A 14,231-nucleotide genomic window follows, 5' to 3' on the forward strand; every position below is an offset into this window, starting at 1 on the left:
GGGGAATACAGTCAAAATGGCAAATGTAACATTATTCGACCAAACTGGTAAACAAGCTGGCGAAGTTGTTCTTAACGATGCAATCTTTGGTATTGAACCAAACCAATCTGTTGTGTTTGATGTGATCATCAGCCAACGTGCTAGCCTTCGTCAAGGAACTCACGCAGTCAAAAATCGCTCAGCTGTTTCAGGTGGCGGACGCAAACCATGGCGTCAAAAAGGAACTGGACGTGCTCGTCAAGGTTCTATCCGCTCTCCACAATGGCGTGGTGGTGGAACTGTCTTCGGACCAACTCCACGTAGCTATGCGTACAAACTTCCTCAAAAAGTTCGTCGCCTTGCGCTTAAATCTGTTTACTCAGAAAAAGTTGCTGAAAACAAATTTGTAGCCGTTGATTCTCTTGAATTTACAGCTCCAAAAACTGCTGAATTTGCAAAAGTTCTTGCAGCTTTGAGCATCGATTCTAAAGTCCTTGTTATTCTTGAAGAAGGAAACGAATTCGCAGCTCTTTCAGCTCGTAACCTTCCAAACGTGAAAGTTGCGACCGCTACAACTGCAAGTGTTCTTGACATCGCAAATAGTGACAAACTTCTTGTTACTCAAGCAGCTATCTCTAAAATCGAGGAGGTTCTTGCATAATGAATTTGTATGATGTTATCAAAAAACCTGTTATCACTGAAAGCTCAATGGCTCAACTTGAAGCAGGAAAGTATGTATTTGAAGTTGACACTCGTGCACACAAACTTTTGATTAAGCAAGCTGTTGAAGCTGCTTTTGAAGGTGTTAAAGTTGCAAATGTCAACACAATCAACGTAAAACCTAAAGCTAAACGTGTTGGACGTTACACTGGTTTTACTAACAAAACTAAAAAAGCTATCATCACTCTTACAGCTGATTCAAAAGCAATCGAGTTGTTTGCTGCTGAAGCTGAATAATCTAAGGAGGAAATATCGTGGGAATTCGTGTTTATAAACCAACAACAAACGGTCGCCGTAATATGACTTCTTTGGATTTCGCTGAAATCACAACAAGCACTCCTGAAAAATCATTGCTTGTTGCTTTGAAGAACAAGGCTGGTCGTAACAACAACGGTCGTATCACTGTTCGTCACCAAGGTGGTGGGCACAAACGTTTCTACCGTTTGGTTGACTTCAAACGTAACAAAGACAACGTTGAAGCAGTTGTTAAAACTATCGAGTACGATCCAAACCGTTCTGCAAACATCGCTCTTGTACACTACACTGACGGTGTGAAAGCATACATCATCGCTCCAAAAGGTCTTGAAGTTGGTCAACGTATCGTTTCAGGTCCTGAAGCAGATATCAAAGTCGGAAACGCTCTTCCGCTTGCTAACATCCCAGTTGGTACTTTGATCCACAACATCGAATTGAAACCAGGCCGTGGTGGAGAATTGGTCCGTGCGGCTGGAGCTTCTGCTCAAGTATTGGGTCAAGAAGGTAAATACGTTCTTGTTCGTCTTCAATCTGGCGAAGTTCGTATGATTCTTGGAACTTGTCGTGCTACAGTTGGTGTTGTCGGAAACGAACAACATGGACTTGTAAACCTTGGTAAAGCAGGACGTAGCCGTTGGAAAGGTATCCGCCCAACGGTTCGTGGTTCTGTAATGAACCCTAACGATCACCCACACGGTGGTGGTGAAGGTAAAGCACCAGTTGGTCGTAAAGCGCCATCTACTCCATGGGGCAAACCTGCTCTTGGTCTTAAAACTCGTAACAAGAAAGCGAAATCTGACAAACTTATCGTTCGTCGTCGCAACGAGAAATAATAGTAAACTAGTCGCTTAAGCAACTAGGAAATCCGCCAGCTCGGTAGCGCTCCATGTGAGCGCAAGCCGCTGTGGTACAATATTTAAAGGAGAAAACATAAAAATGGGACGCAGTCTTAAAAAAGGACCTTTCGTCGATGAGCATTTGATGAAAAAAGTTGAAGCTCAAGCTAACGACGAAAAGAAAAAAGTTATCAAAACTTGGTCACGTCGTTCAACGATCTTCCCAAGTTTCATTGGTTACACTATTGCAGTTTATGACGGACGTAAACACGTACCTGTTTACATCCAAGAAGACATGGTAGGTCACAAACTTGGTGAATTTGCACCAACACGTACTTACAAAGGTCACGCTGCAGACGACAAGAAAACACGTAGAAAATAAGGAGAACATAAATGGCAGAAATTACTTCAGCTAAAGCAATGGCTCGTACAGTACGTGTTTCACCTCGTAAATCACGTCTTGTTCTTGACAATATTCGTGGTAAAAGCGTAGCCGACGCTATTGCAATCTTGACATTCACTCCAAACAAAGCTGCTGAAATCATCTTGAAAGTTTTGAATTCAGCTGTAGCTAACGCTGAAAACAACTTTGGTTTGGATAAAGCTAACTTGGTAGTATCTGAAGCATTCGCAAACGAAGGACCAACTATGAAACGTTTCCGTCCACGTGCGAAAGGTTCAGCTTCACCAATCAACAAACGTACAGCTCACATCACTGTAGCTGTTGCAGAAAAATAAGGAGGTAACATCGTGGGTCAAAAAGTACATCCAATTGGTATGCGTGTCGGCATCATCCGTGATTGGGATGCCAAATGGTATGCTGAAAAAGAATACGCGGATTACCTTCATGAAGATCTTGCAATCCGTAAATTCGTTCAAAAAGAACTTGCTGACGCAGCAGTTTCAACTATCGAAATCGAACGCGCAGTGAACAAAGTTAACGTTTCACTTCACACTGCTAAACCAGGTATGGTTATCGGTAAAGGTGGCGCTAACGTTGACGCACTCCGTGCAAAACTTAACAAATTGACTGGAAAACAAGTACACATCAACATCATCGAAATCAAACAACCTGATTTGGATGCTCACCTTGTAGGTGAAGGAATTGCTCGTCAATTGGAGCAACGTGTTGCTTTCCGTCGTGCACAAAAACAAGCAATCCAACGCGCAATGCGTGCTGGAGCTAAAGGAATCAAAACTCAAGTATCAGGTCGTTTGAACGGTGCAGATATTGCCCGTGCTGAAGGATACTCAGAAGGAACTGTTCCACTCCACACACTTCGTGCAGATATCGATTACGCTTGGGAAGAAGCAGATACTACATACGGTAAACTTGGTGTTAAAGTATGGATCTACCGTGGTGAAGTTCTTCCAGCTCGTAAAAACACTAAAGGAGGTAAATAACCAATGTTAGTACCTAAACGTGTTAAACACCGTCGTGAATTCCGTGGAAAAATGCGCGGTGAAGCAAAAGGTGGAAAAGAAGTAGCATTCGGTGAATACGGTCTTCAAGCTACAACTAGCCACTGGATCACTAACCGCCAAATCGAAGCTGCTCGTATTGCCATGACTCGTTACATGAAACGTGGTGGTAAAGTTTGGATTAAAATCTTCCCACACAAATCATACACTGCTAAAGCTATCGGTGTGCGTATGGGATCTGGTAAAGGGGCACCTGAAGGTTGGGTAGCACCAGTTAAACGTGGTAAAGTGATGTTCGAAATCGCTGGTGTATCTGAAGAGATTGCACGTGAAGCGCTTCGTCTTGCTAGCCACAAATTGCCAGTTAAAACTAAATTCGTAAAACGTGAAGCAGAATAAGGAGAAGGCATGAAACTTAATGAAGTAAAAGAATTTGTTAAAGAACTTCGTGGTCTTTCTCAAGAAGAACTCGCGAAGCGCGAAAACGAATTGAAAAAAGAATTGTTTGAACTTCGTTTCCAAGCTGCTACTGGTCAATTGGAACAAACAGCTCGCTTGAAAGAAGTTAAAAAACAAATCGCTCGTATCAAAACAGTTCAATCTGAAGCGAAATAATAGACTAGGGAAGGAGAAATTTCAATGGAACGCAATAATCGTAAAGTTCTTGTTGGACGTGTTGTATCTGACAAAATGGACAAGACAATCACAGTTGTAGTTGAAACAAAACGTAACCACCCAGTCTATGGTAAACGTATTAACTACTCTAAAAAATACAAAGCACATGATGAAAACAATGTTGCCAAAGAAGGCGATATCGTACGTATCATGGAAACTCGCCCGCTTTCAGCTACAAAACGTTTCCGTCTTGTAGAAGTTGTTGAAGAAGCGGTTATCATCTAATCAAGCCTGAAAGGAGAAAACTGAAATGATTCAAACAGAAACTCGTTTGAAAGTCGCAGACAACAGCGGTGCACGCGAAATCTTGACTATCAAAGTTCTTGGTGGTTCTAAACGTAAATTTGCGAACATCGGTGATGTCATTGTGGCATCTGTAAAACAAGCTACTCCTGGTGGTGCGGTTAAAAAAGGTGACGTTGTAAAAGCTGTTATCGTTCGTACTAAATCAGGTGCTCGTCGCGCTGATGGTTCATACATCAAGTTTGACGAAAATGCAGCTGTTATCATCCGTGATGACAAAACTCCTCGCGGAACACGTATCTTTGGCCCAGTTGCACGTGAATTGCGTGAAGGTGGCTTCATGAAGATCGTGTCACTTGCTCCAGAAGTACTTTAATTTTTAGAAACAAACTAGTCCCCTAGCTTCAAGCTAGGGTGCCCTTGTGGGCGTAAGAAAAATCAAGGAGAAACCTAATGTTTGTAAAAAAAGGCGACAAAGTTCGCGTAATCGCTGGTAAAGATAAGGGAACAGAAGCTGTTGTCCTTACTGCCCTTCCAAAAGTAAACAAAGTTATCGTTGAAGGTGTTAACATCGTTAAGAAACACCAACGTCCAACTAACGAGCTTCCTCAAGGTGGTATCATCGAGAAAGAAGCAGCTATCCACGTATCAAACGTTCAAGTATTGGACAAAAATGGTGTAGCTGGTCGTGTTGGTTACAAATTTGTAGACGGTAAAAAAGTTCGCTACAACAAAAAATCAGGCGAAGTGCTTGATTAATCACGAAGGAAAGGAGAAGTATAATGGCAAATCGTTTAAAAGAAAAATATCTTAATGAAGTAGTTCCTGCTTTGACAGAACAATTCAACTACTCATCAGTGATGGCTGTGCCTAAAGTAGATAAGATCGTTTTGAACATGGGTGTTGGTGAAGCTGTATCAAACGCTAAAAGCCTTGAAAAAGCTGCTGAAGAATTGGCGCTTATCTCAGGTCAAAAACCACTTATCACTAAAGCTAAAAAATCAATCGCCGGCTTCCGTCTTCGTGAAGGTGTAGCGATCGGTGCAAAAGTTACCCTTCGTGGGGAACGTATGTACGAATTCTTGGATAAATTGGTTTCAGTTTCACTTCCACGTGTGCGTGACTTCCACGGTGTTCCAACAAAATCATTTGATGGACGCGGAAACTACACTCTTGGTGTGAAAGAACAATTGATCTTCCCAGAAATCAACTTTGATGACGTTGACAAAACTCGTGGTCTTGACATCGTTATCGTAACAACTGCTAACACTGACGAAGAGTCACGCGCATTGCTTACAGGCCTTGGAATGCCTTTTGCAAAATAATATAGGAGGTAAATCTAATGGCTAAAAAATCAATGATTGCTAAGAACAAACGTCCAGCGAAGTTCTCTACTCAAGCTTATACTCGTTGTGAAAAATGTGGTCGTCCACATTCAGTTTACCGCAAATTTAAACTTTGCCGTGTTTGCTTCCGTGAATTAGCTTACAAAGGACAAATTCCTGGTGTAACAAAAGCATCTTGGTAATATCATGATACAAAGAGCGTAACAACCACAGCGAAAATAGGAAATTTGGTGAGGGAGCGATGCTCCAAAACAAATTTATCTTTTTTGCACAGGTTGTAGCTCGTGTTCAAATAAGAGTTCTCTCATTTGAATGTGTCAATACTATCTGAGCCCAGCTCAATCATTAACTAGCAAGTGCAACTTGCAAACTACTAGTAAGAGGAGAAAAACAAAATGGTTATGACTGACCCAATCGCAGACTTCCTAACTCGTATTCGTAACGCTAACCAAGCGAAACACGAAGTACTTGAAGTACCTGCATCAAACATCAAAAAAGGGATTGCTGAAATCCTTAAACGCGAAGGTTTTGTAAAAAACGTTGAAATCATCGAAGATGACAAACAAGGCATCATCCGTGTATTCCTTAAATACGGACCAAACGGTGAAAAAGTTATCACTAACTTGAAACGTGTTTCTAAACCAGGACTTCGTGTCTACAAAAAACGTGAAGATCTTCCAAAAGTTCTTAACGGACTTGGAATTGCTATCCTTTCAACTTCTGAAGGTTTGCTTACTGATAAAGAAGCTCGCCAAAAGAACGTTGGTGGAGAAGTTATCGCTTACGTTTGGTAAAATCTAGATACAAAGAGCGTCATGGGCAATGTGATAATAGGAAATCTGACAAAAAGTGTTAACACTCTAGGAAGATTTGTCTTTTTCACACAGACCATAGCTCGTGTTCAATTTAGCTGATTTACTGATCAGCTAAATAGAGAGTAAATTAGTTTAGGAGAAAAAGATGAAAGCTACTGAATTGAATGAAAAACTTATTGTTGCAGAAGACGCTTTGGCTGAATTGTCAAAAGATGACCTTGTATCTCTTTTATGTGAAATTGGTTATAGTCCTGCGGCTATTGATGTATTGACAGAATATCAGGAGTTTGTCAAAGCTTTTCGAAAGAAACTAGGTTTGCTCTAATCCGAATGCCCCCCGTGAAAACTGGCCGTCAAGGCCTGACAATTTAACAGGAGAAAATAAACATGTCACGTATTGGTAATAAAGTTATCGTGTTGCCTGCTGGTGTTGAAGTCACTAACAATGACAACGTAGTAACTGTAAAAGGACCTAAAGGAGAACTTACTCGTAAGTTCTCAAAAGATATTGAAATTCGCGTGGAAGGTACTGAAGTAACTCTTCACCGTCCAAACGATTCAAAAGAAATGAAAACTATCCACGGAACTACTCGTGCCCTTTTGAATAACATGGTAATTGGTGTATCAGAAGGATTTAAGAAAGAACTTGAAATGCGTGGGGTTGGTTACCGTGCACAACTTCAAGGATCAAAACTTGTTTTGGCTGTTGGTAAATCTCATCCAGATGAAGTTGAAGCTCCAGAAGGGATTACTTTTGAACTTCCAAACCCAACAACAATTGTTGTTAGCGGAATTTCAAAAGAAGTGGTTGGGCAAACAGCTGCTTACGTACGTAGCCTTCGTTCACCAGAACCTTACAAAGGTAAAGGTATTCGTTACGTTGGAGAGTACGTTCGTCTTAAAGAAGGTAAAACAGGTAAATAATGTTGAGTTGTTGATTTTCAACCACCAACCTATTTTCCAACTTTGTGCATAGCACGCGATTTAAAACTAAAGAGGTGAAAACTGTGATTTCTAAACCAGATAAAAACAAACTCCGTCAAAAACGCCACCGTCGCGTTCGCGGAAAACTCTCTGGAACTGCTGATCGCCCACGTTTGAACGTATTCCGTTCTAATACAGGCATCTACGCTCAAGTGATTGATGACGTAGCGGGTGTAACGCTCGCAAGTGCTTCAACTCTTGACAAAGAAGTTTCAAAAGGAACTAAAACTGAACAAGCCGTTGCTGTCGGTAAACTCGTTGCAGAACGTGCAAACGCTAAAGGTATTTCAGAAGTGGTGTTCGACCGCGGTGGATATCTATATCACGGACGTGTGAAAGCTTTGGCTGATGCAGCTCGTGAAAACGGATTGAAATTCTAATAGGAGGACACTAGAAAATGGCATTTAAAGACAATGCAGTTGAATTAGAAGAACGCGTAGTTGCTGTCAACCGTGTTACAAAAGTTGTTAAAGGTGGACGTCGTCTTCGTTTCGCAGCTCTTGTTGTTGTCGGTGACCACAACGGTCGTGTAGGATTTGGTACTGGTAAAGCTCAAGAAGTTCCAGAAGCAATCCGCAAAGCAGTAGAAGATGCTAAGAAAAACTTGATTGAAGTTCCTATGGTTGGAACAACAATCCCACACGAAGTTCTTTCAGAATTCGGTGGAGCTAAAGTATTGTTGAAACCTGCTGTAGAAGGTTCTGGAGTTGCCGCTGGTGGTGCGGTTCGTGCCGTTGTGGAATTGGCAGGTGTGGCAGATATTACATCTAAATCACTTGGTTCTAACACTCCAATCAACATTGTTCGCGCAACTGTTGAAGGTTTGAAACAATTGAAACGCGCTGAAGAAGTTGCTGCCCTTCGTGGTATTTCAGTTTCTGATTTGGCATAAGAAAGGGGATAAAATGGCTCAAATTAAAATTACTTTGACTAAGTCTCCAATCGGACGCATTCCATCACAACGTAAAACTGTTGTAGCACTTGGACTTGGCAAATTGAACAGCTCTGTTATCAAAGAAGACAACGCTGCTATCCGTGGTATGATCACTGCAGTATCTCACTTGGTAACAGTTGAAGAAGTAAACTAATGATTTTTAGGGGATGTGCAGTATACCATCCCCTAAAACTGGATATAGTCATCTATGATGACATCGTATAGGCGAGTTGATAAGGGAGACAACCTTTTCTCCCTTATCGGCGCTAGCATTTTACAAAAGAGGAGAAAATAAAAATGAAACTTCATGAATTGAAACCTGCAGAAGGTTCTCGTAAAGTACGTAACCGTGTTGGTCGTGGTACTTCATCAGGTAACGGTAAAACATCTGGTCGCGGTCAAAAAGGTCAAAAAGCTCGTAGCGGTGGCGGAGTTCGCCTTGGTTTTGAAGGTGGACAAACTCCATTGTTCCGTCGTCTTCCAAAACGTGGATTCACTAACGTCAACGCTAAAGAATACGCAATTGTAAACCTTGACCAATTGAACGTCTTTGAAGATGGTGCTGAAGTGACTCCAGTTGTGCTTATCGAATCAGGAATTGTGAAAGCTGAAAAATCAGGCGTTAAAATTCTTGGTAACGGTGAATTGACTAAGAAATTGACTGTTAAAGCAGCTAAATTCTCTAAATCAGCTGAGGAAGCTATCACTGCTAAAGGTGGTTCTGTAGAAGTCATCTAAGAGAGGTGACCCATGTTTTTTAAATTATTAAAAGAAGCTCTCAAGGTTAAACAAGTTCGATCAAAAATTCTCTTTACAATTTTTATCATTCTTGTTTTCCGTATTGGGACAAGTATTACTGTTCCAGGGGTGAATGCAAAAAGTTTAGAAGCTCTTAGTGGTTTATCTTTCTTAAACATGCTTAGTCTTGTTTCAGGGAATGCCATGAAGAACTTCTCCGTTTTTGCACTTGGTGTAAGTCCGTACATCACTGCTTCTATCGTTGTTCAATTGCTACAAATGGATATTTTACCGAAGTTTGTAGAATGGGGCAAACAAGGGGAAGTAGGACGGAGAAAACTAAACCAGGCTACTCGTTATATTGCACTGGTACTTGCATTTGTCCAATCTATTGGGATTACAGCAGGGTTTAATACTCTATCTGGAGCGAAATTATTAACGACAGATTTAACTCCACAAGTCTTTGTTACCATTGGGATCATCCTAACAGCAGGTAGTATGATTGTAACTTGGCTTGGGGAACAAATTACAGATAAAGGATATGGTAACGGTGTTTCTATGATCATCTTTGCAGGTATTGTCGCTTCAATTCCTGAGATGATTAAGGGTATCTATGTTGACTACTTTGTCAATATCCCAAGTAGCCGATTGACTTCATCTATTATCTTTGTTGTTATTTTGATTATCGCTGTCTTGTTGATTGTTTACTTTACAACATATGTTCAACAGGCAGAATATAAAATCCCAATCCAATATACAAAAGTTGCTCAAGGAGCCCCATCAAGTTCATACCTCCCTTTGAAGGTAAACCCAGCAGGGGTTATCCCAGTTATCTTTGCAAGTTCCATTACAGCAGCACCTGCAGCTATCCTTCAATTTTTGAGTGCTACAGGTCATGATTGGGCTTGGGTACGTACGGCACAGGAAATGTTATCTACAACATCTCCAACAGGTGTTGCTATGTATGCCTTGTTGATCATTCTCTTTACATTCTTCTATACGTTTGTACAGATCAATCCAGAGAAGGCAGCAGAAAACTTGCAAAAGAGTGGAGCCTACATTCATGGGGTCCGTCCTGGTAAAGGGACAGAAGAATACATGTCGAAACTTCTTCGTCGTCTTGCTACCGTCGGCTCTCTCTTCCTAGGTGTTATTTCTATCTTACCTATCGTAGCTAAAGATGTATTTGGCCTTTCAGAAGTTGTTGCTTTTGGGGGAACAAGTCTACTAATCATTATCTCGACAGGTATTGAAGGAATTAAACAATTGGAAGGGTATCTATTGAAACGTAAGTATGTTGGTTTCTTAGACACAACAGAATAGTTGTAATAGGAAATAAAATTGACTATTGCTCAGAGAGTGGAGTGTAAAAATCGAAGACTTTGTCAGATTTTTATCTCCTCTCTTCTATTTTGTTTTTAAATAGGGGTTGAAATAGATTTCTGCTTCTATTTAAATACAAAATAAGGAGATCCTATCATGAATCTTTTGATTATGGGCTTACCTGGAGCAGGTAAGGGAACGCAAGCAGCTAAAATTGTGGAGAAATTCCATGTTGCACATATCTCAACAGGCGATATGTTCCGTGCTGCAATGGCTAATCAAACTGAAATGGGTGTACTCGCAAAGTCATACATTGACAAAGGTGAGTTGGTCCCAGACGAAGTTACAAATGGTATTGTTAAAGAACGCCTTTCACAGGACGATATCAAAGAAACAGGTTTCTTGTTAGATGGTTACCCACGTACGATTGAACAAGCCCATGCCTTGGATGAAACATTGGCTGAACTTGGTATTGAACTTGAAGGAGTAATCAACATCGAAGTGAATCCAGACTGTCTCTTGGAACGCTTGAGTGGCCGTATCATTCACCGCAAAACAGGTGAAACTTTCCACAAAGTTTTCAATCCACCAGTTGACTACAAAGAAGAGGATTACTACCAACGCGAAGATGATAAACCTGAGACAGTTAAGCGTCGTTTGGATGTGAATATTGCACAAGGTGAACCAATCATTGCTCACTATCGTGCTAAAGGTTTAGTTCATGATATCGAAGGAAATCAAGATATCAATGATGTGTTCAAAGACATCGAAAAAGTATTGACAAATTTGAAATAAAGCGTTTTTCATGCTTGCAAAAAATCGCGACAAATGTTATACTGAAATAGTCTGACTTATAATTGTTGCCTCTGTGTCTTGAGGCATCGAATCGAAATTTATGGAGGTGCTTTTGCGTGGCAAAAGACGATGTGATTGAAGTTGAAGGCAAAGTAGTCGATACAATGCCGAACGCAATGTTTACGGTTGAACTTGAAAATGGACATCAGATTTTAGCAACAGTTTCTGGTAAAATTCGTAAAAACTATATTCGTATTTTAGCGGGAGATCGTGTTACTGTCGAGATGAGTCCATATGACTTGACACGTGGACGTATCACTTACCGCTTTAAATAATCGAAAAACTTGGAGGGATAAGAAATGAAAGTAAGACCATCGGTCAAACCAATTTGCGAATACTGTAAAGTAATTCGTCGTAATGGTCGTGTTATGGTAATTTGCCCAGCAAATCCAAAACACAAACAACGTCAAGGATAAGATAGAAAGGAGAAAACATGGCTCGTATTGCTGGAGTTGACATTCCAAATGACAAACGCGTAGTAATCTCATTGACTTACGTTTATGGTATCGGACTTTCAACATCTAAGAAAATTTTGGCTGCTGCTGGAATCTCAGAAGATGTTCGTGTACGTGACCTTACATCAGATCAAGAAGATGCTATCCGTCGTGAAGTGGATGCAATCAAAGTTGAAGGTGACCTTCGTCGTGAAGTAAACTTGAACATTAAACGTTTGATGGAAATCGGTTCATACCGTGGTATTCGTCACCGTCGTGGACTTCCTGTCCGTGGACAAAACACTAAAAACAACGCTCGCACTCGTAAAGGTAAAGCTGTTGCGATTGCTGGTAAGAAAAAATAATATAGGAGGTAAAAGTCTTGGCTAAACCAACACGTAAACGTCGTGTGAAAAAGAATATCGAATCTGGTATTGCTCATATTCACGCTACATTTAATAACACTATTGTTATGATTACTGATGTGCATGGTAATGCAATTGCTTGGTCATCAGCTGGTGCTCTTGGTTTCAAAGGTTCTCGTAAATCTACACCATTCGCTGCTCAAATGGCTTCTGAAGCTGCTGCTAAATCTGCACAAGAACACGGTCTTAAATCAGTTGAAGTTACTGTAAAAGGTCCAGGTTCTGGTCGTGAGTCAGCTATTCGTGCGCTTGCTGCCGCTGGTCTTGAAGTAACAGCAATTCGTGATGTGACTCCAGTGCCACACAATGGTGCTCGTCCTCCAAAACGTCGCCGTGTATAATCATCGCATTACACTGCTTTTCGTTTAAGAGGGAGTAACTAAATGATTGAGTTTGAAAAACCAAATATAACAAAAATTGATGAAAATAAAGATTATGGCAAGTTTGTAATCGAACCACTTGAACGTGGCTACGGTACAACTCTTGGTAACTCTCTTCGTCGTGTACTACTAGCTTCTCTACCAGGAGCAGCAGTGACATCTATCAACATTGAAGGTGTCTTGCATGAGTTTGACACAGTTCCAGGTGTTCGTGAAGACGTGATGCAAATCATTCTGAACATTAAAGGAATTGCAGTGAAATCATACGTTGAAGACGAAAAAATCATTGAGCTTGACGTTGAAGGTCCTGCTGAAATTACAGCTGGAGATATTTTGACTGATAGTGATATTGAAATTGTAAATCCAGATCATTATCTCTTTACAATCGGTGAAGGTTCTTCTCTAAAAGCGACAATGACTGTTAACAGTGGTCGTGGATATGTACCTGCTGATGAAAACAAAAAAGATAATGCACCAGTTGGAACACTTGCTGTAGATTCTATTTATACACCAGTTACAAAAGTCAACTATCAAGTTGAACCTGCTCGTGTAGGTAGCAATGATGGCTTTGACAAATTAACCCTTGAAATCTTGACAAATGGAACAATTATTCCAGAAGATGCTTTAGGGCTTTCAGCACGTATCTTGACAGAACATCTTGATTTGTTTACAAATCTTACAGAGATTGCTAAATCTGCAGAAGTGATGAAAGAAGCTGATACTGAATCGGATGACCGTATTTTGGATCGTACGATTGAGGAACTGGACTTGTCTGTGCGTTCATACAACTGTTTGAAACGTGCCGGTATCAACACTGTGCATGATTTGACAGAAAAATCTGAAGCAGAGATGATGAAAGTACGAAATCTTGGACGCAAGAGTTTGGAAGAAGTGAAACTCAAACTCATTGACTTGGGTCTTGGATTAAAAGATAAATAAAGGAGGAATACATGGCTTACCGTAAACTAGGACGCACTAGCTCACAACGTAAAGCAATGCTTCGCGATTTGACAACTGACCTTTTGATCAACGAATCAATCGTGACAACTGAAGCTCGTGCTAAAGAAATCCGTAAAACTGTTGAAAAAATGATTACTCTAGGTAAACGTGGTGATTTGCATGCACGTCGTCAAGCAGCTGCTTTCGTACGTAATGAAATCGCATCTGAAAACTATGATGAAGCAACTGATAAGTACACTTCTACTACAGCACTTCAAAAATTGTTCTCAGAAATCGCACCTCGTTATGCTGAACGTAACGGTGGATACACTCGTATCCTTAAAACTGAACCACGTCGTGGTGATGCTGCGCCAATGGCAATCATCGAATTAGTATAAAATCATCAATTTTGTTGAGTGTTATGATGATGGAGTCTTGTGCTCTTAGTCTAGCTCTGGTCTACCGCTGGGACTTCGGTCCTAGCGGGAACACTCATCATCATTTGATAGGGTAGACGCTTGTTTACGAAATTGTTTTTTTCTTAAGAACAACTTCGTAAGCAGGCGTTTTTTAGTATTTTTTTCGGAAATATGCTATACTAGGAAAAAAGAAAATCAAAAACGTTCAGGTTTTCTAATAATCGTAGAAATGGGGTATAAGAATGAAGGCTATTATTACAGTGGTTGGTAAGGACAAGGCTGGGATCGTTGCAGGCGTGTCTACTAAGATTGCAGAGTTGGGTTTGAATATTGACGATATTTCTCAGACGGTGTTGGATGAATACTTTACTATGATGGCGGTCGCTTCTAGTGACGAAAAACAGGATTTCACTTATCTTCGAAATGAGTTTGAAACTTTCGGTCAGACCTTGAATGTGAAAATCAATATCCAAAGTGCAGCGATTTTTGATGCTATGTACAATATCTAG

The 14,231-nt window shown here is 40.6% G+C and carries 29 protein-coding genes; all 29 read left to right on the top strand.

Annotated features, from left to right (window positions below; all coding sequences use genetic code 11):
- Window positions 1-16: 16 nt before the first annotated feature.
- Window positions 17-640, top strand: coding sequence for a 50S ribosomal protein L4 (gene rplD, locus EKB01_RS04510; protein ID WP_000024550.1), 624 nt, complete (start codon window positions 17-19; stop codon window positions 638-640).
- Window positions 640-936: a 50S ribosomal protein L23 gene (locus EKB01_RS04515; protein WP_001055347.1), complete on the top strand. Its 297-nt coding sequence runs from the start codon at window positions 640-642 to the stop codon at window positions 934-936. Before rplD ends, EKB01_RS04515 begins: the two co-directional genes overlap by 1 nt.
- Window positions 937-953: 17 nt before the next feature.
- Window positions 954-1,787 carry a 50S ribosomal protein L2 gene (gene rplB / locus EKB01_RS04520; protein ID WP_000512905.1) on the top strand — a complete coding sequence of 278 codons (834 nt, stop codon included), beginning with the start codon at window positions 954-956 and terminating at the stop codon, window positions 1,785-1,787.
- A gap of 103 nt (window positions 1,788-1,890) precedes the next feature.
- Window positions 1,891-2,172: a 30S ribosomal protein S19 gene (rpsS, locus tag EKB01_RS04525; protein WP_000533766.1), complete on the top strand. Its 282-nt coding sequence runs from the start codon at window positions 1,891-1,893 to the stop codon at window positions 2,170-2,172.
- An 11-nt stretch (window positions 2,173-2,183) separates the two neighbouring features.
- Complete coding sequence (rplV, locus tag EKB01_RS04530; protein ID WP_000818137.1) at window positions 2,184-2,528, top strand: 50S ribosomal protein L22; 345 nt, start codon at window positions 2,184-2,186, stop codon at window positions 2,526-2,528.
- A 12-nt stretch (window positions 2,529-2,540) separates the two neighbouring features.
- Window positions 2,541-3,194, top strand: a complete 654-nt coding sequence (rpsC, locus tag EKB01_RS04535) for a 30S ribosomal protein S3 (protein ID WP_000529936.1) — start codon at window positions 2,541-2,543, stop codon at window positions 3,192-3,194.
- Window positions 3,195-3,197: 3 nt separating this feature from the next.
- The gene (gene rplP, locus EKB01_RS04540) at window positions 3,198-3,611 is read left to right on the top strand and encodes a 50S ribosomal protein L16 (protein ID WP_000960947.1); all 414 of its coding nucleotides are present in this window, start codon (window positions 3,198-3,200) and stop codon (window positions 3,609-3,611) included.
- 9 nt (window positions 3,612-3,620) lie between these two features.
- The gene (gene rpmC / locus EKB01_RS04545) at window positions 3,621-3,827 is read left to right on the top strand and encodes a 50S ribosomal protein L29 (protein ID WP_000772918.1); all 207 of its coding nucleotides are present in this window, start codon (window positions 3,621-3,623) and stop codon (window positions 3,825-3,827) included.
- A 24-nt stretch (window positions 3,828-3,851) separates the two neighbouring features.
- A complete protein-coding gene (gene rpsQ, locus EKB01_RS04550; RefSeq protein WP_000440801.1) occupies window positions 3,852-4,112 on the top strand; it encodes a 30S ribosomal protein S17 in 261 nt (86 codons plus the stop codon).
- 25 nt (window positions 4,113-4,137) lie between these two features.
- Window positions 4,138-4,506: a 50S ribosomal protein L14 gene (gene rplN, locus EKB01_RS04555; protein ID WP_000616547.1), complete on the top strand. Its 369-nt coding sequence runs from the start codon at window positions 4,138-4,140 to the stop codon at window positions 4,504-4,506.
- A gap of 77 nt (window positions 4,507-4,583) precedes the next feature.
- Window positions 4,584-4,889, top strand: a complete 306-nt coding sequence (gene rplX, locus EKB01_RS04560; protein WP_000497691.1) for a 50S ribosomal protein L24 — start codon at window positions 4,584-4,586, stop codon at window positions 4,887-4,889.
- 23 nt (window positions 4,890-4,912) lie between these two features.
- On the top strand, window positions 4,913-5,455 hold the full coding sequence (rplE, locus tag EKB01_RS04565) for a 50S ribosomal protein L5 (protein WP_000013542.1): 543 nt from the start codon (window positions 4,913-4,915) through the stop codon (window positions 5,453-5,455).
- Window positions 5,456-5,472: 17 nt separating this feature from the next.
- On the top strand, window positions 5,473-5,658 hold the full coding sequence (locus tag EKB01_RS04570) for a type Z 30S ribosomal protein S14 (protein WP_001085697.1): 186 nt from the start codon (window positions 5,473-5,475) through the stop codon (window positions 5,656-5,658).
- Between the two features lie 213 nt (window positions 5,659-5,871).
- The gene (rpsH, locus tag EKB01_RS04575) at window positions 5,872-6,270 is read left to right on the top strand and encodes a 30S ribosomal protein S8 (protein ID WP_000245504.1); all 399 of its coding nucleotides are present in this window, start codon (window positions 5,872-5,874) and stop codon (window positions 6,268-6,270) included.
- 166 nt (window positions 6,271-6,436) lie between these two features.
- Window positions 6,437-6,616, top strand: coding sequence for a hypothetical protein (locus tag EKB01_RS04580; RefSeq protein ID WP_000648250.1), 180 nt, complete (start codon window positions 6,437-6,439; stop codon window positions 6,614-6,616).
- Window positions 6,617-6,678: 62 nt separating this feature from the next.
- Complete coding sequence (rplF, locus tag EKB01_RS04585; protein WP_000086642.1) at window positions 6,679-7,215, top strand: 50S ribosomal protein L6; 537 nt, start codon at window positions 6,679-6,681, stop codon at window positions 7,213-7,215.
- Window positions 7,216-7,298: 83 nt separating this feature from the next.
- The gene (rplR, locus tag EKB01_RS04590) at window positions 7,299-7,655 is read left to right on the top strand and encodes a 50S ribosomal protein L18 (protein WP_000624044.1); all 357 of its coding nucleotides are present in this window, start codon (window positions 7,299-7,301) and stop codon (window positions 7,653-7,655) included.
- 17 nt (window positions 7,656-7,672) lie between these two features.
- A complete protein-coding gene (gene rpsE, locus EKB01_RS04595) occupies window positions 7,673-8,167 on the top strand; it encodes a 30S ribosomal protein S5 (RefSeq protein WP_000874204.1) in 495 nt (164 codons plus the stop codon).
- 13 nt (window positions 8,168-8,180) lie between these two features.
- A complete protein-coding gene (gene rpmD / locus EKB01_RS04600; RefSeq protein WP_000057241.1) occupies window positions 8,181-8,363 on the top strand; it encodes a 50S ribosomal protein L30 in 183 nt (60 codons plus the stop codon).
- A gap of 143 nt (window positions 8,364-8,506) precedes the next feature.
- Complete coding sequence (rplO, locus tag EKB01_RS04605) at window positions 8,507-8,947, top strand: 50S ribosomal protein L15 (RefSeq protein ID WP_167265808.1); 441 nt, start codon at window positions 8,507-8,509, stop codon at window positions 8,945-8,947.
- A gap of 12 nt (window positions 8,948-8,959) precedes the next feature.
- Entirely contained in the window at window positions 8,960-10,270 is a 1,311-nt protein-coding gene (gene secY / locus EKB01_RS04610) for a preprotein translocase subunit SecY (RefSeq protein ID WP_000465390.1), read from the top strand.
- A 156-nt stretch (window positions 10,271-10,426) separates the two neighbouring features.
- Window positions 10,427-11,065, top strand: coding sequence for an adenylate kinase (locus tag EKB01_RS04615; RefSeq protein ID WP_001050426.1), 639 nt, complete (start codon window positions 10,427-10,429; stop codon window positions 11,063-11,065).
- Window positions 11,066-11,181: 116 nt separating this feature from the next.
- Window positions 11,182-11,400 (top strand): translation initiation factor IF-1, encoded by a 219-nt coding sequence (infA, locus tag EKB01_RS04620; protein WP_001029883.1) that lies wholly within the window; start codon window positions 11,182-11,184, stop codon window positions 11,398-11,400.
- Between the two features lie 24 nt (window positions 11,401-11,424).
- Window positions 11,425-11,541: a 50S ribosomal protein L36 gene (gene rpmJ / locus EKB01_RS04625; RefSeq protein ID WP_001808836.1), complete on the top strand. Its 117-nt coding sequence runs from the start codon at window positions 11,425-11,427 to the stop codon at window positions 11,539-11,541.
- 17 nt (window positions 11,542-11,558) lie between these two features.
- The gene (gene rpsM, locus EKB01_RS04630; RefSeq protein ID WP_000090786.1) at window positions 11,559-11,924 is read left to right on the top strand and encodes a 30S ribosomal protein S13; all 366 of its coding nucleotides are present in this window, start codon (window positions 11,559-11,561) and stop codon (window positions 11,922-11,924) included.
- A 17-nt stretch (window positions 11,925-11,941) separates the two neighbouring features.
- Window positions 11,942-12,325, top strand: a complete 384-nt coding sequence (gene rpsK, locus EKB01_RS04635) for a 30S ribosomal protein S11 (RefSeq protein ID WP_001118385.1) — start codon at window positions 11,942-11,944, stop codon at window positions 12,323-12,325.
- A gap of 42 nt (window positions 12,326-12,367) precedes the next feature.
- On the top strand, window positions 12,368-13,303 hold the full coding sequence (locus EKB01_RS04640) for a DNA-directed RNA polymerase subunit alpha (protein WP_061853207.1): 936 nt from the start codon (window positions 12,368-12,370) through the stop codon (window positions 13,301-13,303).
- Between the two features lie 11 nt (window positions 13,304-13,314).
- Window positions 13,315-13,701 (top strand): 50S ribosomal protein L17, encoded by a 387-nt coding sequence (gene rplQ / locus EKB01_RS04645; protein ID WP_000331493.1) that lies wholly within the window; start codon window positions 13,315-13,317, stop codon window positions 13,699-13,701.
- 263 nt (window positions 13,702-13,964) lie between these two features.
- Window positions 13,965-14,231 carry an ACT domain-containing protein gene (locus EKB01_RS04650; protein ID WP_167265810.1) on the top strand — a complete coding sequence of 89 codons (267 nt, stop codon included), beginning with the start codon at window positions 13,965-13,967 and terminating at the stop codon, window positions 14,229-14,231.

Origin of the sequence: Streptococcus sp. CCUG 71758 (genome assembly GCF_011714815.1) — a bacterium.
Taxonomy (GTDB): domain Bacteria; phylum Bacillota; class Bacilli; order Lactobacillales; family Streptococcaceae; genus Streptococcus; species Streptococcus halitosis.